Origin of the sequence: Bacillus sp. FSL R5-0576, assembly GCF_038004765.1 — a bacterium.
GTDB lineage: Bacteria > Bacillota > Bacilli > Bacillales > Bacillaceae > Bacillus > Bacillus subtilis.
Genome location: NZ_JBBORU010000001.1, coordinates 1,737,484 through 1,756,473, shown reverse-complemented (window position 1 = coordinate 1,756,473; position 18,990 = coordinate 1,737,484). Strand labels below are relative to the sequence as shown.

The window sequence follows — 18,990 nt, the reverse complement described above, 5'->3', positions numbered from 1 at the left end:
AAGATAAATTTAAAAGGGACATAAACTGTTTATTAAGAAACAATTTTACTCATAATTAAAGCAGGATTAGTGGTGAACAAAATGTAAGTGTTATATGCTGTTTTAATTACTACCCTATCTGTTGAGCCATAAGGAAACCTAATCCTTACTGCGCTTTTCTCCTCTCCCCCATAGTTTGGATCAAGAAATACATCATTGATTTCTTTGATTGGAATTTCAATTTTGGATAGCTGCCAATTGATAATTAAGTTTTCATTTGATTTTTCAACGTTGATTCCAAGCATAAAAACATTCCCCTTTTGACTATGAATTCAGTGAAACAAACACGCTTTAAAATTTAATACATCCAAAAAGTAATACTTACGGGAAATATGACTATAAGCAAAAGAGCCCTTTCAGGCCCTTATTTTTCTTTTACCCATGGTATGAATTTGTTACAAACTCTTTTGCTTTATTAGCAACAGTTTCCCAAGTGGCGGCAGCATGATCAAGATCCGCAGAAAGCTTATTGATATCCTCATTCTCAAACCCTTGGGCGAGTGAATAAAATTGATTTGCTATAGAATGCCAGATGCCTTCGATTTGTCCTATAAACTCCTTAGACTTTTCTGCTTGAGCTATTAAATTAACCAAGTCTATATTGATACTGTGAAGCATCCCCAAAACTTTTACTTCTAATTCTGGAATCTGTATATAATCTTCATCGCTTGGACTTTGATTTTTCTGTTTCTTGAGTAATTGACTTAAAGCTTTCCACACAGTATTGTCCTCCTATGATAGCTTCTTTAGACGTGCCTCTATGAAAATGGTCATTTGGTGATCAGCTTCACGAAATGTCTCAGCAAATGTTTCAATTCCGGTATCCTAGAAACATGGCGTTCGATAATCATGCCCACGGAAGCCCTAGCTGCAACATTCTGCGATTCATTACCGACCTTGTCAAAGGGATACTAAATAAAAAAAGAACCTTTATTTTACCATTGGCTTACTTTTGAAAATTTATAAATTATTATTATATTGAAAAGTGTTGGTATGATGTATACAAGACCAGTTCCAAGTAGACCTATTACTGAACTAGCAATTAATAATATGCTGAAGACTGGTTTATTATTTGTCTGGATTGAAGCAAGCATGGTTATAATTCCCGCCAAAGCACCTAAAAACCATAAATTCCCCAAAGTGTAAGAGTCATCTATAACCGCAAACAGTTGAGCCAGTACAGAAAAAACCGCTCCTAATCCCCCGGAGAAGATAGTCAATTTTTTCATAGAAATCTCCTTTTTGAAAATTGATTTAGATTTCAACGTAATTATGGATTCATTTGGTTATGATGTCAATGATAAACATCTACCTTACTCATCTTATTATTGCTGGTAGAAGTATTGAACAATGGAATTATCACAGAATTTGTCGAATTATTTATGCGTATTGCTTCCTTAAGCGTGGAATTATTTCCCTAATTGAAAATTTAGTACATAGAATTATTAGTGACATAGACTAAAAGTGACCCTGCTTTTTAGCAGTGCCGCTCCATAATTTATTACCTATTAACATAAAAAATCCCCTGACACCTTTAGTGACAAGGGATTGAAAGATTAATACTGAGACATATACTGTTCGCGTTCCCAAGGATGTACTTGCGTGCGGAACATGATTCTTTAGATAAAATAGCTAATCTATAACAATCAAAACCCTTACTTATCAAGCGTTTCAGCAAATTCATTCGTTGAGATTTGTATTACATTAAGTATGATTAGTTAATTTTTTTGGTCAAATTTTGGTCTTAATTTTGGTCAAAAGCATGTTTTATGAATAATATGCTTACTACCTAGGAGGGAGTTTATCACCCCTATTAAATAATTGATTTAATAGGATTTATAACCATATTTTTGTGCGAAATTTGCGCAAAAAAATATTTGGAATTCTTTTTGCTTGTTTACTTTTTCCCCCCTCTAAACTTTTGGGAATAATGATATATCAGATAAACAATCAGAAAGACTAATGTAGCCATGGCAACATAGTATAATGGCATCGCCAAAAAAGGAGCAAAATTCGCTATGACCATCAGTATAATGATGGCTATTCCATATAAACTTATAAAGCGTAGTAATGCCATATTATCTCCCCTTGCTGTTTTCATCATTTTAACAAAAAAAGTAAGGTGCTAAAGGGCTATTTTTGTTATGCGATATCCATGCATGGACTGAAACCGCCTGACTGCGTAAACGGTCTTCAATTAATTCAGATAGGTAAAATGACACAGATCAAATTAATCATTTCTCACTTTTGAATCACATCCTTGTCTATTTCTTCATTTTCCCATGGTAAAATCTTGTTGGAGATATTCAAACGAAAGGATATGATCATGAAAGTATTTGAAGCCAAATCACTGCTTTCAGAAGCAGATAGACGTGCAAAGGAATACAAAGAATTAAGAAGTCAGATGGTCAATCTAAAAAAGGCTTTTAAAGCTGTAGCTGATCTAGATGACAGTGAGTTTTCCGGCAAAGGCGCCGACAACATTAAAGCATTTTATCAAGACCATGCAGGTGTGGCTGACAATTGGATTGACTTACTTGATATGAAAATTGCTTTCTTGACGAGCATTTCAGGCACTTTAGAAGACGCCAGCTTATCTGATGCATATATAGAAGAATCCTTCTTAGAACACGAGCTGGCTAACGCCTACACAAAATCAAAATCAATTATGTCTGAACAAAAGAAAGCCATGAAAGATATCTTACATGATATCGACGATATTCTTCCGCTTGATTTGTTCTCGACAGAAAACTTCAAAGACGAACTTGCTGATGCGGAAAACAAACGTAAAAAAACAGTTGATAAATTAGGCAGCGTGAATACACCCAGTCTGAGCCAAACGAACAATTCATCAAGAAAGACTTCCAAAAGCTTGAGGAGTCCACAGGAAAAGGGAAAAACGCTACGCCCATTCACTACAACGCCAAGGCGTACCGTGAAAGTGACATACATAAGAAAAAAGGCGATATTGAGAAACAGACTGAAGCTTATTTGAAGATCAAGAAAGATGAAGCGAAAGAACGAGAAACAGAAGAAGCTAGCTGACGGAGTGACGGATCCGGATGAATACTTAGAAATTGCCAAGAAGGTCGGCTATGAGAATCTTACCCCTGAACAGCTTGAATTTGTTTCATTTCTTGAACAGCGTAAAGCTTTCATGGATAACGGAAAAGAAGTGTTGAAAATCATAGGTGATGGCGCCAAGGGGGCGATTGTTGGTATATACGATCTTGCCAAGGATACCGGTGAAGGAGCCATTCAATTTGGATGGAATATCGGTTGGACGATTGATAACTTAAACAAGGATCCTAAAAAAGTGCTGGATACCGTTTTGGAATACGACTATCAAGCTGCCTTTCAAAGTATGGTTGACACATTGAAGGATAATTGGGATACAAAAATGATTCACGGGGATGCATACACACGGCTGCACTATGTTACTTATTTGGGCGGAAGTCTCCTGTTGTTGAAAGGTGGAAAGTCCTCTGTCTCAACAGGCTCGAAAGATCTTGCTAAAGTTGGGAAAGCAACTGGTGGCACAATTAAAAAAGGCGGTAAATCTGTAAAACAGTTTGTCAAATCTCCTGTAAATCGGTATACTCCTGCATTAGAAGGGATCCTTCAAGATGCTGAGAATACCATTAACGTGAAAAATACTCCGTTGCTAAAAAGTATTGCGGAAGATAAAAAAGAGAGTGTTCTCAGAAAATCTGAAACTTCTAACAACATAGGTATAGGTAATGTCAAACAAGGTGATAGTACCCCTCTCGCACCTGGCGGCGGGTTAGCTGCTCATGAAGCAAAAGGCGGGCATCTTATAGAAAGACATGTCGGGGAGACTGATGGCGAATTATTTCAACGTTTAATAAAAGATACAGAAATCTCTGGGTCTTCTTCATTTAAAGATAGAGCTACTGCAGAAAAAGTCGCCAGTTCAGTTCTAAGTGATCCAAAAAACATTACTAAAATAAAAAAATGGCTCTCTAATCCTAACAGTAGACGTACTCTTCCTTTAAGATACAAAGGTGATGGAGAAGTTCTCGGCAGAAGAGTAGAAAAAGGTTCAAATGTTGCTAAGGATGCTACCAACGCTACAATAGTATTGAAAAAGAGTAAAAATGGGGAATTTATTTTAACTGGCTATCCTACAAAATAAAAGGAGTTCTGAATAACAATGTACGAGAATTATGATACTCTGGAAGAATTAAGTGATTTTTTAGAAGGAACATTTCACCAGGACATGGGTTCACCAGAACAAGCTTTGAAAGAATTTATAGCTGAATCAAGTAAAGAATGCTTAGTTTTCACAATAAAATTTTGTGAAGAGTTTTTAAATGAAAACATATCTGATCAAGAGAAAGAAAGTTTTATAAAATCATATACGGAGATTTATTTTCCGGCAATCGATTTAACTCCTTTACAATGGTTGAAAAAAGTAATTATAGAAATAAAAGAGGCTATATAAGCAATGATTGAAATTAAAGTTTCTGATCCTGTATTTAGATTTCTCGGCTGACATTTCCACCAAGATATAGAATCTCCTGAAGATGCTCTTAATGAATATCTAAATGAAGCATCACAAAAACTAAAAGAAAGAGATTTAATAGTACTAACTGAGTTTTTAAATAGTGATTATTCAGAAGAAGACAAGAATGAATTTATAGAGGAAGCAGCGGATGGTATATACTTTCCTGAAGATGGTATAACACCCTTGGAATGGCTTAAGCAAGTCACTGAACAAATTAGAAAACACCTTAAAACAACATAGCTAGAAAAAGAGCCCTCTTTTAAGAAGGGCTTCTTTTATTAATTCAATTTCGCTTCAATTTTCGCTTTAGTCTTAGGTCCATAAATGCCGTCAGCAGAAAGGCCACATACTGACTGGAACCGTTGGACCGCGTTTGCTGTTTTCGGACCATACACGCCGGCAATGCCGTTTTTCTTCGCCCTTTTGTCTGGTGTTACATGGTCTATATTAAATTATTAAATTGTTTAATAAATCAAAAAATCCCTTGACACCAATAGTGCCAAGGGATTGAGAGATTAATATTGAGACATATACTGTTCGCGTTCCCAAGGATGTACTTGCGTGCGGAACATATCCCATTCGATTTCTTTTGCTTCGATGAAGTGTTCGAATAGGTGCTCGCCCAGCGCTTTGACCATGACTTCGTTTGATTTGAATTCTTCTAGTGCTTCCGCAAGTGTTGCGGGAAGGTCAACGATTCCGTTTTCCATGCGCTCTTCTTTGCTCATCACATAGATGTTGCGGTCGATTGGAGCCGGCGCTTCCAGTTTGTTTTTGATTCCGTCTAATCCTGCAGCAAGCAATACGCTAAGTGCAAGGTATGGGTTTGCAGCTGGGTCAACGCTGCGTACTTCAACACGTGTGCTGATGCCGCGAGAAGCCGGGATACGGATAAGCGGGCTTCTGTTTTGCGCGCTCCATGCTACATAGCAAGGTGCTTCATAGCCAGGAACAAGACGTTTGTAAGAGTTTACTGTCGGGTTTGTTACTGCTGTAAAGCTTGTTGCGTGCTTCACGATACCTGCAATAAAGTGTTTCGCTGTTTCACTTAACTGAAGATCTGCGTTTTCGTCAAAGAATGCGTTAACACCATTTTTGAAGAGTGATAGATTGCAGTGCATACCTGAACCGTTCACACCGAACAATGGTTTTGGCATAAATGTCGCATGCAGGCCGTGTTTGCGGGCAATTGTTTTGACAACTAGTTTAAATGTTTGGATGTCATCACAAGAGCGGACTGCTCCAGCATATTTAAAGTCGATTTCATGCTGACCAGGTGCTACTTCGTGGTGAGACGCTTCGATTTCAAAGCCCATCTCTTCAAGCTCAAGTACGATATCGCGGCGGCAGTTTTCTCCTAAATCAGTTGGAGCTAAGTCAAAATATCCGCCTTTGTCGTTTAGTTCAAGCGTTGGCTCGCCTTTTTCGTCCAATTTGAATAAGAAGAATTCAGGCTCAGGTCCAAGGTTAAAATCACTGAAGCCGAGGTCTTCCATTTCTTTCAGAATCCGTTTTAAGTTGTTTCGCGGGTCACCTTCGAAAGGTGTGCCATCCGGATTATAAATATCACAGATGAAACGTGCTACTTTACCTTTTTCAGCTGTCCATGGGAAGATAACAAATGTATTTAGATCTGGATACAGGTACATGTCTGACTCTTCAATACGAACGAATCCCTCAATAGAAGAACCGTCAAACATGACTTTATTATCAAGCGCTTTTCCAAGCTGGCTTACAGGAATCTCAACATTCTTGATTGTTCCAAGAATGTCAGTAAATTGAAGACGGATATACTTCACGTTTTCTTCTTTTACTAATTTTTCGATATCTTCTCTAGTGTACTTTGCCATTTGGTAAAATTCCTCCTCTTAAAAGGTAAATGTATATAGCAAAACAGTTGCTAACGGATTAATGAAAGAAGCGGGACATGTCGCCTTGACGGAATGTATTCCCTCTTTGAAAACGGCCGGCTTGCATGAGCTCGTTTTTCAGGAGCTGTCTCAGTTCGTCATCGGACAGATCATGTTTCATTGGTTTTTTCGTCTTCTCGTTTTGTTTTTGTTCTGGCTCGGCTTCGGCTTTCGCCAGAATCTGTTTAATTCCTGCCATGTTTACACCTTGTTCTATCAGGTGCTTGATTTCTAACAGTTTATCTACATCATGAAATGAAAATAATCGTCTATTTCCTTCACTTCTGGCTGGAAATATCAGTCCATTTTCCTCATAATATCGAATTTGTCTTGCTGATAACTCAGTTAACTGCATGACAATTCCTATTGGAAATAAAGGCATTGAGCGGCGAATATTATCACTCATCTCAATTTCCTCCTTTTCTTAACTTAGTTTCATTATAGGTGATGTTATATTATGTGTCAATACGATGTAAGGATTCTTAACATCAAATCCAGAGAAATTTTTAAAAAATTTAAATTAATTGCTTTTCCATCAATGAATCCACTGCACTGCATATGGCATTCTTCACATGCGAATAGGTTAATCCTCCCTGAACATACGCTACATACGGCGGGCGGATAGGGCCATCAGCTGATAATTCGATGCTTGCTCCTTGAATAAACGTCCCTGCTGCCATAATGACATCATCCTCGTATCCAGGCATGTAGGCTGGATAAGGCGTCACATGAGCATTGATTGGCGATGCAAATTGAATAGCCTGGCAAAAAGCAATCATCTTTTCTCTGTCAGAAAACTCAACGGATTGTATTAAATCCGTTCTTTTCGCATCCCATTTCGGGTTTGAAGTGAAGCCGAGTTTTTCAAGGAATCTCGCTGTAAACACCGCTCCCTTTAGACTTTGAGACACAACGTGAGGCGCCAAAAAGAAGCCTTGGTACATTTCTTGGAGCGAGTAAAGAGATGCCCCCGCTTCTCTGCCGATGCCGGGTGACGTCATACGGTATGAGCAAGCTTCAATCCATTTCGCTTTTCCGACGAGGTAGCCGCCTGTTTTCGCAAGGCCGCCGCCGGGATTTTTAATGAGAGATCCCGCCATCAGGTCGGCTCCGACATGGCAAGGCTCAAGCTCTTCCACAAATTCTCCGTAACAGTTGTCCACAAAGACGATCAGATTTTCATTGATTTCTTTTACAAAACGGATCATTTCTTTTATTTCACTAATTAAGAAAGAAGGGCGATTCGCATATCCTTTTGAGCGCTGAATGCCGATTACTTTTGTCTTCGGATTGATCGCAGCGGCGACTGCATCATAGTCTATCTTTCCGTCTTTCGTCAGATCAACCGCATTATAGCCGATTTGAAAATCCTTTAACGATCCAGCGTTTTCTCCACCCCTGACGCCCACAATTTCCTCTAGCGTATCATACGGCTTGCCCGTGATATAAAGGAGCTCGTCCCCCGGTCTGAGGACACCGAACAAAGCAATTGAGATGGCATGTGTGCCTGAAATGATTTGCGGCCTTACAAGCCCCGCTTCTCCGCCAAACACATCCGCATATATGCTTTCAAGCGTGTCTCTTCCGATATCATCATAGCCGTATCCAGTAGACGGCGTGAAATGAGTGTCGCTTACTTTGTGTTTTCTATAGCTTTGAAGCACTCTCCACTCATTTCGCTCGCTGATTTCTTCTATTTGTTTATGAATGCCGGCAATGTCCGCTTCCACTTCCATTGCCGTTTTCTTCAATAATTCTCCGTGTGTTAATGTGTCAAACATGTCTTTATATTTCCTTCCTACATATACTTCTTTAATTCACCGATGATACTTTGCTCTTCTTGGACATAGCCGGATATGTCATACTGTTCATTTTCTTCATTAAAATAGAAGCGGTCTACCATCGTTTCCGATTTGATTCTGGAAAGGAGCTTCCCTTCACTTGCCGGCACATGTGCTTCAAAAGACGTTAGCAGTTCTTGGCGCAAATAGCGCTGAATCGCTTCTTTAAAGGCTGCAGCGTCGTCCTCAAATTTCGCACTGACCATAATGTGATCCCTTCCGGCGGACGGTATAAAATCAGGCAGTTTTTGATCACGTTTATTGTAAGCCGTCAGCATCGGGATATCATCTGCTTCAAGCTCCTCGAGAAGCCCAAGCACTGTTTTTTCATGTCCCGCATAATCCTCATTTGAAGAATCAATTAAATGCAGGATCAAATCCGCTTCTTTTACTTCCTCAAGCGTTGAGCGGAATGCAGCAATCAATGTCGTCGGAAGATCCTGAATAAATCCTACTGTATCTGAAAGAAGAACACTGTAGCCGCTTGGCAGGACCATTTTTCTGGTCATCGGGTCCAGCGTGGCAAACAGGAGATCTTCTTCATAGCTGTCAGCACTCGTCAGGCGGTTGAACCATGTTGATTTCCCTGCGTTTGTATAGCCGACAAGCGCAATTTGAAGCACACCGTTTTTCTTTCTTCTTTCACGGTATCGGCTTCTATGGCGAATGACAGTGGAAAGCTGCGTGTTGATTTCATGAATGCGATTTCTGATATGGCGGCGGTCGGTTTCCAGTTTCGTTTCCCCGGGACCTCTTGCCCCAATTCCTCCGCCTTGCCGGGAGAGATTGATCCCTTGTCCCGTCAGACGCGGCAGTGCATATTGCAGCTGAGCCAGCTCAATTTGAAGTTTGCCTTCTCTCGTTCTCGCCCGCTTTGCAAAAATATCTAATATCAATTGCGTGCGGTCAATCATCTTCACTTCAATTGCTGTTGCCAATGACTTCAGCTGACTTGGCGACAGTTCATCATTAAAGATGAGGAGATCAGCTTCAAGCTCTTCCACCAGTGCCTTCAGCTCTTCTACCTTCCCTTTTCCTATATATGTAGCGGCGTCAGCCCTGTTCCGTTTTTGTGTGACGCTGGTCAGTACTTTTCCGTCTGCTGTTTTTGTCAGAGATGCTAGCTCTTCCATAGAATTTTCAAAATGCTCATCCGTGATATGCGGCAGCTGACATCCGACTAAAATGGCTTTCTCCTGAATCGTTTCTTGTTCGTTCAAATGGATGTTCCTTTCTTTTGCATATTGGGCAGTAGTATTATCATACCAAACCCTGCATGTGTATACCACAAATCGATTGCTTTGAAAAGCGGAAATACGAGCAAAAAACAGACCTCTCAAAAACAGAGAGGTCTATGCAGATCCAGATGCTTCTTCTTTAATGGAAAGATCTTGGCTTTTGATGGTCATCAAGTCACTTTTTAAGTATTGGTCTCCCATTAAAAGCCTCATGGCTTGTGCTCTGATCGATTTTTCGATCACATTTCTGACAAAACGTCCATTGCTGAATTTAATGGGACTTGTCGTGCTTTTCACTGTCATTAAGTAATCTTTCAATTTCCATTCAGCTTCTTGACTGAGCTGGTATTCCCTTTCATCGATCATTCGTTTCGCAATCTCCATGAGCTGGGTCACAGAGTAATCCGGAAAATCAATGGAGATGGGAAATCTTGATTGGAGTCCGGGATTTAACGAGAGAAAATGATCCATTTCCCGTGAATATCCGGCGAGTATCAAAATAAACTCATGCTGTTTGTCTTCCATATGCTTTACAAGTGTGTCGATCGCTTCTTTCCCAAAGTCCTTTTCGCCGCCTCTTGCCAGCGAGTAGGCTTCGTCTATAAACAAAATGCCACCTAATGACTTTTTGATTAAATCTCTCGTCTTTTGGGCGGTGTGTCCGATATACTCCCCGACCAGGTCAGCCCTCTCCGCTTCTATTAAGTGGCCTTTTGACAGGACATTCATTTCAAAGAACAGCTTGCCGATGAGCCGTGCAACCGTCGTTTTTCCCGTTCCCGGATTTCCTTTAAACATCATGTGCAGCGCTTGCTTTCCAACCTTCAAGCCTTGCTCCGCGCGTTTTTGGTTCACAAAAATCCAGGCGTATATTTCCTTGATGTTGCGTTTCATTTCCTCCATCCCAACTAAGGCGCTCATCTCTTTTTCGATTTCCTTCAAAATGCCGTGCTTTGCTTCGTTTTTTTGCAATGCAGCCTGATATTCCGCCTCTGCCTCAGCATTCGTCAGCACCTGCTTTTGCCCGTTCAGAATAATGTTGATCTGTCCGTTGTTTTTATAAGTCACAGCGCGCTCCAACATCTTCACCTCTCTGTTCTCTCTATATGATATTCAAGCGGATGCCGATTGTGACAAACGCCTATCATGTGTCGAAACAATTGCTTCTTTCGGGAACAATAAGGAATCCTGCGCTTTCCCGAGAAATACTTTATTTCTTATTGTATTCACGGACATGGGGTGGACAAACCATGATATTTTGTTTTTAATCATTTTGTCAGAGTATTATAGTGAGCTTCTTTCTCATTATTTTCTCCATTCGCCAATCCTTTTTTCATGCAACGGGCTGTTTTTTTGTATGAAGCGTATTACCCTCCGTAAGATACCTGAAGTGTTTTTCTTTTTTTCGATTTATAAAGTGGTATCTTTAATGAAAGGAGCTTTTCTCATCAATTAACGTTTCAAATGCTTGATTTAATATGAACGCAAAGCTTAAAACCAGCAGGAATCAGTGCAGGTTAACCGAACCCATAGTACATACAAACATATGGCGTATGCACAGATTTCATGTCGGATCGTATCTGTTGTCGCTTCATGTTGAATTGTGCGCTTTCCCGAGAAATAATTTCCGAATTTGAAAGGGTTATTTCCTCATTTTTCAGTTGAATGATAATCGTACAAGCAGAAGCCGTGTTTTTTCATATCCTGTAATGAGGTGATGAAAAATGGTTAAAATTTTTATTGATCCTGGCCATGGCGGGTCTGATCCAGGCGCAACAGGTAATGGCCTTCAGGAGAAAACGTTAACCCTGCAAATCGCTTTAGCCTTACGTACGATATTAACTAATGAATATGAAGGCGTTTCTCTGCTGCTGAGCCGGACAAGCGACCAATATGTCAGCTTAAACGACCGGACAAATGCCGCAAATAACTGGGGAGCAGATTTCTTTTTGTCCATTCACGTTAATTCCGGGGGAGGCACAGGTTTTGAAAGCTATATTTATCCAGATGTAGGAGCCCCGACGACGACTTATCAATCGACAATTCACTCTGAAGTGATACAAGCTGTCGACTTTGCCGATCGCGGCAAAAAAACAGCGAATTTCCACGTCCTAAGGGAGTCGGCAATGCCTGCCCTCTTGACCGAGAACGGTTTCATTGATACCGTTGCCGATGCAAATAAGCTGAAAACGAGCAGTTTTATTCAAAGCTTAGCGAGAGGACATGCAAACGGGCTGGAGCAAGCCTTTAACCTTAAAAAGACTTCCAGCTCAGGGTTATATAAGGTTCAAATCGGCGCATTTAAAGTCAAAGCGAATGCCGACTCGCTCGCAAGTAAAGCCGAAGCCAAAGGTTTTGACTCGATTGTCCTTTTAAAGGACGGATTATACAAAGTGCAGATTGGCGCATTTTCATCCAAAGACAATGCAGACACCCTCGCTGCCAGAGCGAAAAATGCCGGCTTTGACGCTATTGTGATCCTAGAATAGCCGAGACGGGGACGAGCGTCTCATAAAAAAACCCGGCTCCTCATCGCGAGAAACCGGGTCTTTTTATTCAAGAATATCAACAACAAACTGTGACCATGTTTCCAGACGGTTATAGATGTCATCCTGTTTTAATTCAGAAACTTTCATCCATTTACCCGCAATTTGTTCTTTCTCCTTCACTTCCACTTGTGCGCCAGGCTTTAATTGAAGCGCAGAAAGAATACCGATATGCACTTTGCCAACACTGTTTTCATCATCATTGATCAATCCCAGTGTGACAATCGCCTGTTTATCTTCTTCATTTATTTGCAGTTCTTCCTCAAGCTCACGGTCTGTGTTCAGCTTTAAGACTTCAGCAAATGAAGCTGCCCCTTCGATGGCGTTCATATGACCGCCAAAGCCGAGAGAAAGCTTGTTGTGCAGTCGTGATTCACCGCCGCCAGCCAGCCGCTCGTAAAGAAAAACTTCATCTTCACGCTTAATGACGACATAAGGTATCGGCTGCTTGAAACGCGGATCTTCTTCTGCGTCCCCTCTTCTCATTTCACGATAGGCCGCTTCAATCTGAGCCATGATTTCGGCTACTCTGCTATCTTCACTGTACACGCCCTGGAAGGTTAAGCTTTCTTTCTTAAACACATCATCGCGCGGGGCAACTAAAATCATTTCGTCCATTTTTCCCATGGGTACTGCGTCCTCCTCATTTGAACCTTCAAGCCGAAAAGAGCAGATATTATATCTGCTCTTTTTCATCTTCAAAATAAAAGTCATCATCTTTGAGCGGCTCAACTGTCGCTTTTTTATAACCATTCCCCTTCATAGAGAAGAAGTCATGTGATTTTGTTTTTGTGTTTAATCCGTTTAATACGATCGGATTAATATCTTCCTCTTCGAAGTATGGATCAAATCCAAGATTCATCAGCGCTTTATTCGCATTATAGCGGATGAATTTCTTTACATCGTGTGAGAGTCCGACTTGATCGTACAAGTCCTCTGTATACTCAAGCTCATTTTCATATAACTGATTCAGAAGGTCGATCGCAAATTCACGAAGCTCTGCTTTTTTCTCTTCTGTCTGTTTATTATAAATTTCCTGAGCAAGGAGACCGACATACACGCCGTGAATCGCTTCGTCACGAAGGATCAGGTTAATGATCTCACCGCTTTGCATCAGTTTTCCTTGTCCGTAGAAATATAACGGATAATAGAAACCGCTGTAGAAAAGGAAGCTTTCCAGATAGACGGAAGCAACCATCGCTTTGAACAGTGAAATTTCATCATCTTTTTGAATGGCTTTGTAAAGCCCGACAATCATTTGCGCTTTTTTCTGCAAATATTTATTTTGTTTAACCCATTCAAATACTTCATTAATCGTTTCAGTCGGTGCAAGGGTCATGAAAATATTAGAGTACGACTTCGCATGGACAGCGTTCTCCATCATCGCCATAAAGTTCAGCACCGCTTTCCGCTGGTGGCCATCTACGTGTTCAGCCACGATCGGCATCCCCGTATTCCCCTGCTCTGTATCAAGAAGCGTAAGTCCGGCCAGTACCTTCATATAAGTGTCCTGCTCATTTTTCCCAAGGTACTTCCATGTGAGGAGATCGCCGTTTAAAGCAATCTCTTCCGGAAGCCAGAACTGTTTCACGTTTTGGTTATAGAACATTTGGGTAAAATCGTCTTCATGCTTTGACCAGTTTGCTGCGTCATAAATTTTTGTCACTATAAACTCTCCTTTAATCAAACAACACAAGAAAGGCAGCTGTCTTGCCCAGTATCTTTCGTTCTTGCATAGTAAATGGTTTTAATTCCTCTATGATGTGCATACAGATCGATTCGGTTTAAATCACGGGTCGTCATTGTGTCTTTTAAGAACAATGTAAAGCTGATTCCCTGATCAATGTGCTGCTGGATAGTGGCGATCATATCCACAACCTTGAACATGTCCATATCGTAGGCTTCTTTATAGAAGAACCAGTTATTAGATGCAAGCCCAGGCATTGGGTAGTACGTTTTTGAGTTGCCGTATGTTCGTTCTTCAATGCGTTCCATAATCGGCATAACAGACGCCGTACTTGATTGGACGTATGAGATAGAGCCTGTCGGCGCAATGCATAATCTGTAGCTGTGATACATGCCGTGTTCAGCGACAAATGCTTTTAGCTTTTCCCAGTCCTCTGTCGTCGGGATATGCATACCCTCAAACAGGTTGGCGATTTTTTCGTATTTCGGTGAGAAATCAGTAGAAACGTATTTGTCAAAGTATTCACCTGTCGCATAGGTTGAGCCTTCATATTGATCAAACGTTTCGCCCTTCTCTTTTGCGATTTCCGCAGAACGCTGGATGGAGTAGAAGTTCACCATCATAAAGAACGTGTTTGCAAAGTCACGCGCTTCCGGGCTTTCATACGCAATGCCGTTTTGCGCAAGGTAGCCGTGAAGGTTCATAGCACCGAGGCCGATTGATTTCATCGCTTTGTTTGCCCGTCTTACAGCAGGCGCATTACGGATGTCAGTTGTTTCAGAAACGTGTGTTAAAGAGTCTGTCGCAAGCTTGACTGTCTTTTCGATTGATTTATGCTCCATGACATTGAGAATGTTAAGCGAACCCAGGTTGCAGGAAATATCCAGACCGATTTCATCTTCTTCATCATAGTCTGTGTATGAAGAAACTTGAGATGCCTGCAGCACTTCAGAGCAAAGGTTAGAAAATTTGACCTTGGAAATATGGTTATTCGCATGCACTTTATTGACGTTATCTTGGAACATGATGTATGGATAGCCTGATTCAGAACGAAGCATCGCCAATTTTTCAAGCAGTTTCCGCGGGTTGATTTTTTCCTTTTTCACCCGAGGGTTGTCGACAAACTTGTCGTACATTTCGTTCATGTCCATCTCATCCATGTGCTGGCCGTACTCTTTATAAATCGTGTGCGGGTAGAATACATAAGCCGCTTTGTCCTCGCGTGCAAGCTCAACGAACTTATCCGGAATGACAACACCGATCGAAAGCGTTTTGACACGCACATCTTCATCCGCAGAAATCTTTTTCGTATCAAGAAAATCATTGATATCGCGGTGGAAAATGTTTAAATACGCTGCGCCGGATCCTTGTCTTTGTCCCATTTGGTCAGCGTAACGGAACGCGTTATCAAGAAGCTTCATGACGCCTACAACGCCTTTTGTCGCATTCTCAACATCTTTAATGGCTTCACCTTTCGCGCGAAGCTTGGACAGGTTAAGAGAAACCCCGCCGCCAAGCTTAGAAAGCTGCATGGAGATATCGATCGCTCTTGAAATGTCGTTTAAGGAATCATTGACTTCCAGCAAGAAGCAGCTCACAAGTTCACCGCGGCGTTTTCTGCCGGCGTTCAGAAATGTCGGTGTGCTCGGCTGATATTCTTGATTGATCATCAGGTTTACATATTCTTTTGCTTTCTCAGTGTCGCCGTTAGCGAAGAACAGCGCAACAATTGAGATCCGGTCCTCATAACGCTCGAGGATTTTTTTCTTGTCATTCGTTTTCAAAGCATAGTCATTATAGAATTTAAACGCACTCATGAAGGAAGGAAAACGAAACTTCTTAGCGTAAGCTGTCTTAAACACTTCTTTAATGTCTTCAAAAGAATAAAGGCTTAAGAATTCCTCTTCGTAGTATTGGTTTTCAACCAAATAATCCAGCTTCTCTTTTAAATCGTGAAAGAAGACTGTGTTTTGATTGATATAATCTACAAAATAGCTATGTACAGCCTCTTTATCCTTATCAAACTGGAATTTTCCATCTTTTTGGATCATGATTTCGTTATTTAACTGGATCCATTTTGGCACTTGATTTTGTGACAACTCTTTCTACCTCCTGAGTAAACAATTCAACGTCTTTAGATGTGCCGCTGAGTTCAAATTTGTGCAAGATCGGCACCTGATATTGTCTTGAAATGGTATCGGCGCTTTTTGCAAAGTTATCGCCCCATACTTTGTTGCCGCTCGCAGCGACTCCTAATAAGAGATGGGCGTATTTTTCGAGAAATGATTGTGTTGATGCCGGTACCTGGCCGAAGTTTGTCGTGTAGGTGACCAAAACAAACGGAGTGTCCACGTGGTCCATTTCGTCCACCTTGCGTATCTGCTGAAAACCTGTTTTATTCACAAACCGCTGAACATTCCCTGTTTTCGAATCAAATATGATTTGTACCACGTTTTATCACGACCTATCAAAAAATATGAATCTCTCATCACTAACACTATATATAGTATACTACCCTCTAGCAAAAACACAATATATAGATTCGTTTTTATGAAAAATTCATATTTTGATCAAATCAGGCAAATGGGCAGACTCATTAGGGCCCAAAAAAGAGAGCAGAACGAGAATCATCTCTCGTCCTACTCGGGGTGTCGTTTTTTAGCCGATGTTTATCATAACATGAAAAAAAACTGCTTAGTAGTCTAGATTTTTTTTTCTTAAGCTATCACAGCATTTTTCGCTCTCTACTGTTTCTTCTATTTCAACATCCGCGCCGATCTCTTCTAAAACCGCCTTCAAAGCAGTGATAATTGACGCTTCTCTGATTAATTCTTTTCCGTTCACAATGATACTTGTTCCGTATTCATAGCAAGAATCATCTTCGCAAATTTCTTCCCAATGATTCACGATCACTTTATGCTTCATGTTTTCACCCTCTGTTTGATCTGTGTCTGTATTTAGTTTAGCGGCTGGAATCCGCTTTGTAAATTCGAATGCTTGTGAATTTTATTCAAGCTCATCATCCGCGTATTCTTTCTTCAGCTTTACCTCATTGCGGGACTCATTATACTCATAAATTTTGATATAGCCGTCCTCCATAACGCCAAAATGGTTATGTTCAAGTGGAAACGAGGTGGGCTGAGGCGTTTCATAGTCTGAATTGCCGCTGTCTGTTTCAATAATGGTATCTTGATTCCCGCACGCCCCGAACAGTAAAAAGACAGCTATCCATACAAGTGCAATCCTGATTCGTCTCAGTTCTGCTTCACTTTCAAACAAGGTCGATCACTCCCAAATTCATTTTATACATAATATACCATTTTCACTTCCGTATGTTGTTCTCATAAAAAAAGACCGTGCCTTGGCATGGTCAGCTTACACAAAAAGCTTGGAGCAAAAGTGGATTCATGTTAAAAATGGCCGCCGGGAACCCCCGGCAGCCTTTCCTCATGTCTTGACATGGCATTTTTTGATCTATTCGAGTTCAAGCTGGACGTTTTTTTGCGGCGCAAACGTTGAGATCGCATGTTTATATATAAGCTGCTGCTTACCTTCCGATTCCAACAATACGGTAAAGTTATCAAAGCCTTTCACCTGGCCACGCAACTGAAAGCCGTTCAGCAAAAAAACAGTGACATACGTATTTTCTTTCCGGATTTGATTCAAAAACTGATCCTGAATATTAATCGGTTTCATGTTTCGTCCTCCTTGATTCTCTATATCATACAGTTTCGATTAAAGTTCGAGTTTTCCTGCTATATGTGTGAAAATTTCCTTTTTTTTCAGCTCCATATCAACAGGCGGTGTCATATCGAACCATGTGACCTGCATTTTGTTGCGAAACCACGTCAGCTGGCGTTTCGCATACCGCCTCGAGTTCTGCTTTAGCTGTTCGACAGCATCAGAAAGTGTCACAAAACCGTCAAAATATGCATACAGCTCTTTATAGCCTATCGCCTGTATTGATTGACAGTCTCTCACGTTCTTGTCGTATAAGCGCTTCACTTCCGGAAGAAGGCCTGCCTCCATCATCATATCGACCCGCCGATTAATTCTTTCGTAAAGCGTGTCTCTATCCATTGTCAGGCCAATTAACACTGCATTGTACAGAAGTTCTCGTTTTTGTTCCTTCAAATGCTGGGACATCGTTTTTCCGGACGTATGTAAAATTTCCAGTGCGCGAATGACTCTTCTTGTATTATTCGGATGAATCGCAGCTGCTGCCTCGGGATCTGCTGCGGCAAGTTTGGCATGAAGAAAGTCAGCGCCTTCCCGCTCAGCAGCCATTTGCATGCTCTCTCGAAACACGGGATCATTTGCCTCTTCCGTAAATGTATAATCGTAAAGCACAGATTGTATATAAAGCCCTGTACCGCCGACAATCATCGGAAGCTTTCCTCTATTTGCAATCTCGCTGATTTTATTTCTTACTAAGCTTTGATAATCGGCGGTAGAGAAGGAGTCTTGGGGATCTAAAATGTCAATCAGATGATGGGGCACTCCCTCCATCTCCTGTTCGGTAATTTTAGCTGTTCCAATATCCATCCCTTTATAAATCTGCATCGAATCTCCGCTGATAATTTCCGCGTTTAAGGATTTGGCTAGCTGAATACTTAAATTGGTTTTCCCCACTGCCGTCGGTCCGACTAAAATGACAACGGGCTGCTTCGTATTATTCAATATGTATCACTCTCTTTTATAAATCTCCCCCCATTATAGCATTCAACATGGACAACCACCTATCCATTTTGCCCTTTTTTTGCATCGGTAAACATCCTTCTACCAGCCAAGCGGCTCATTGCCGACAATTTCCCTTGTCTTTCCTTTCAGGGTATGACGATGCGTTTTTCTTCTGTCATCTCCGGGATCGTACACAACCCCTCCGTACTGGATCTCAATCGGCTCGTTGTAGGCCAGATACGTCGTTTCTTCGATTTCATGATAATGTGTGCCATCTGCTAAGGGAATTGCCGGCCCTGAGATTCCGTAATACCGATGAAAATGGCCGTTTTCAAATGAAGTGATCCCTGTATAGTAATGTGTATGCTGATCGGTATTTGATCCGTTTGCCGGCTGAGTAAACCCTTCAATGAGATGATAATGGCCCTGTTCTCTCGTTGTTTTGACATGATAGGCATGTGCGTGGGGCGGTGCTTTTGACCAGTCAGACTGATACAGGCCCAATGTGTTCACATCCTCCT

General features: G+C 41.1%; 19 protein-coding genes and 3 pseudogenes. 4 read left to right on the top strand and 18 right to left on the bottom strand.

Going from position 1 to position 18,990, the window contains the following annotated elements; all coding sequences use genetic code 11:
- Positions 1 to 32: 32 nt before the first annotated feature.
- From NX903_RS08770 to NX903_RS08760, 3 genes are all read right to left on the bottom strand, one after another.
- On the bottom strand, positions 33 to 284 hold the full coding sequence (locus NX903_RS08770) for a SunI/YnzG family protein (protein WP_086343864.1): 252 nt from the start codon (positions 282 to 284) through the stop codon (positions 33 to 35).
- A gap of 130 nt (positions 285 to 414) precedes the next feature.
- Positions 415 to 759: a hypothetical protein gene (locus NX903_RS08765; protein WP_086343863.1), complete on the bottom strand. Its 345-nt coding sequence runs from the start codon at positions 757 to 759 to the stop codon at positions 415 to 417.
- Between the two features lie 215 nt (positions 760 to 974).
- On the bottom strand, positions 975 to 1,268 hold the full coding sequence (locus NX903_RS08760; RefSeq protein ID WP_015715927.1) for a hypothetical protein: 294 nt from the start codon (positions 1,266 to 1,268) through the stop codon (positions 975 to 977).
- Between the two features lie 1,097 nt (positions 1,269 to 2,365).
- Between NX903_RS08760 and NX903_RS08755 the strand changes: the two are divergent.
- The 3 genes and pseudogenes from NX903_RS08755 to NX903_RS08745 all read left to right on the top strand — a co-directional run bounded on the left by NX903_RS08755 (position 2,366) and on the right by NX903_RS08745 (position 4,807).
- Positions 2,366 to 4,195, top strand: a pseudogene (locus NX903_RS08755) (ribonuclease YeeF family protein).
- Positions 4,196 to 4,213: 18 nt separating this feature from the next.
- On the top strand, positions 4,214 to 4,504 hold the full coding sequence (locus tag NX903_RS08750; RefSeq protein WP_069839412.1) for a contact-dependent growth inhibition system immunity protein: 291 nt from the start codon (positions 4,214 to 4,216) through the stop codon (positions 4,502 to 4,504).
- A 3-nt stretch (positions 4,505 to 4,507) separates the two neighbouring features.
- Positions 4,508 to 4,807 (top strand): annotated as a pseudogene (locus NX903_RS08745) (contact-dependent growth inhibition system immunity protein).
- A gap of 38 nt (positions 4,808 to 4,845) precedes the next feature.
- On the opposite strand, the pseudogene NX903_RS08740 reads toward NX903_RS08745, so the two are convergent.
- The 6 genes and pseudogenes from NX903_RS08740 to spoVK form a co-directional block, all read right to left on the bottom strand.
- Positions 4,846 to 4,998 (bottom strand): annotated as a pseudogene (locus tag NX903_RS08740) (peptidoglycan-binding domain-containing protein); the annotation flags it as partial.
- A gap of 84 nt (positions 4,999 to 5,082) precedes the next feature.
- Complete coding sequence (glnA, locus tag NX903_RS08735) at positions 5,083 to 6,417, bottom strand: type I glutamate--ammonia ligase (RefSeq protein ID WP_003231737.1); 1,335 nt, start codon at positions 6,415 to 6,417, stop codon at positions 5,083 to 5,085.
- A 58-nt stretch (positions 6,418 to 6,475) separates the two neighbouring features.
- Complete coding sequence (gene glnR, locus NX903_RS08730; RefSeq protein WP_003238341.1) at positions 6,476 to 6,883, bottom strand: transcriptional repressor GlnR; 408 nt, start codon at positions 6,881 to 6,883, stop codon at positions 6,476 to 6,478.
- A 109-nt stretch (positions 6,884 to 6,992) separates the two neighbouring features.
- The gene (locus tag NX903_RS08725) at positions 6,993 to 8,258 is read right to left on the bottom strand and encodes a methionine gamma-lyase family protein (protein WP_029317829.1); all 1,266 of its coding nucleotides are present in this window, start codon (positions 8,256 to 8,258) and stop codon (positions 6,993 to 6,995) included.
- A gap of 17 nt (positions 8,259 to 8,275) precedes the next feature.
- On the bottom strand, positions 8,276 to 9,538 hold the full coding sequence (gene hflX, locus NX903_RS08720) for a GTPase HflX (RefSeq protein ID WP_029317828.1): 1,263 nt from the start codon (positions 9,536 to 9,538) through the stop codon (positions 8,276 to 8,278).
- 132 nt (positions 9,539 to 9,670) lie between these two features.
- Entirely contained in the window at positions 9,671 to 10,639 is a 969-nt protein-coding gene (gene spoVK / locus NX903_RS08715; RefSeq protein WP_003231746.1) for a stage V sporulation protein K, read from the bottom strand.
- Between the two features lie 641 nt (positions 10,640 to 11,280).
- Between spoVK and cwlC the strand changes: the two genes are divergently transcribed.
- Positions 11,281 to 12,045, top strand: a complete 765-nt coding sequence (gene cwlC / locus NX903_RS08710; protein WP_086343862.1) for a sporulation-specific N-acetylmuramoyl-L-alanine amidase — start codon at positions 11,281 to 11,283, stop codon at positions 12,043 to 12,045.
- 63 nt (positions 12,046 to 12,108) lie between these two features.
- On the opposite strand, the gene NX903_RS08705 is transcribed toward cwlC, so the two are convergent.
- The 9 genes from NX903_RS08705 to NX903_RS08665 form a co-directional block, all read right to left on the bottom strand.
- Entirely contained in the window at positions 12,109 to 12,729 is a 621-nt protein-coding gene (locus NX903_RS08705; protein WP_003245105.1) for a hypothetical protein, read from the bottom strand.
- 49 nt (positions 12,730 to 12,778) lie between these two features.
- Positions 12,779 to 13,768, bottom strand: a complete 990-nt coding sequence (nrdF, locus tag NX903_RS08700; RefSeq protein WP_003231754.1) for a class 1b ribonucleoside-diphosphate reductase subunit beta — start codon at positions 13,766 to 13,768, stop codon at positions 12,779 to 12,781.
- Positions 13,769 to 13,785: 17 nt separating this feature from the next.
- Positions 13,786 to 15,888 (bottom strand): class 1b ribonucleoside-diphosphate reductase subunit alpha, encoded by a 2,103-nt coding sequence (gene nrdE, locus NX903_RS08695; protein ID WP_038828297.1) that lies wholly within the window; start codon positions 15,886 to 15,888, stop codon positions 13,786 to 13,788.
- Positions 15,848 to 16,240, bottom strand: a complete 393-nt coding sequence (gene nrdI / locus NX903_RS08690) for a class Ib ribonucleoside-diphosphate reductase assembly flavoprotein NrdI (protein WP_003231758.1) — start codon at positions 16,238 to 16,240, stop codon at positions 15,848 to 15,850. Before nrdI ends, nrdE begins: the two co-directional genes overlap by 41 nt.
- 243 nt (positions 16,241 to 16,483) lie before the next feature.
- Complete coding sequence (locus NX903_RS08685) at positions 16,484 to 16,714, bottom strand: hypothetical protein (RefSeq protein ID WP_003245262.1); 231 nt, start codon at positions 16,712 to 16,714, stop codon at positions 16,484 to 16,486.
- Between the two features lie 81 nt (positions 16,715 to 16,795).
- A complete protein-coding gene (locus tag NX903_RS08680; RefSeq protein ID WP_014479841.1) occupies positions 16,796 to 17,068 on the bottom strand; it encodes a YmzC family protein in 273 nt (90 codons plus the stop codon).
- A gap of 195 nt (positions 17,069 to 17,263) precedes the next feature.
- Positions 17,264 to 17,485 (bottom strand): RNA chaperone Hfq, encoded by a 222-nt coding sequence (gene hfq, locus NX903_RS08675; RefSeq protein ID WP_003221097.1) that lies wholly within the window; start codon positions 17,483 to 17,485, stop codon positions 17,264 to 17,266.
- A 39-nt stretch (positions 17,486 to 17,524) separates the two neighbouring features.
- Complete coding sequence (gene miaA / locus NX903_RS08670) at positions 17,525 to 18,469, bottom strand: tRNA (adenosine(37)-N6)-dimethylallyltransferase MiaA (RefSeq protein ID WP_086343861.1); 945 nt, start codon at positions 18,467 to 18,469, stop codon at positions 17,525 to 17,527.
- 99 nt (positions 18,470 to 18,568) lie between these two features.
- Positions 18,569 to 18,982 (bottom strand): YmaF family protein, encoded by a 414-nt coding sequence (locus NX903_RS08665; RefSeq protein ID WP_003231769.1) that lies wholly within the window; start codon positions 18,980 to 18,982, stop codon positions 18,569 to 18,571.
- Between the last annotated feature and the right edge of the window lie 8 nt (positions 18,983 to 18,990).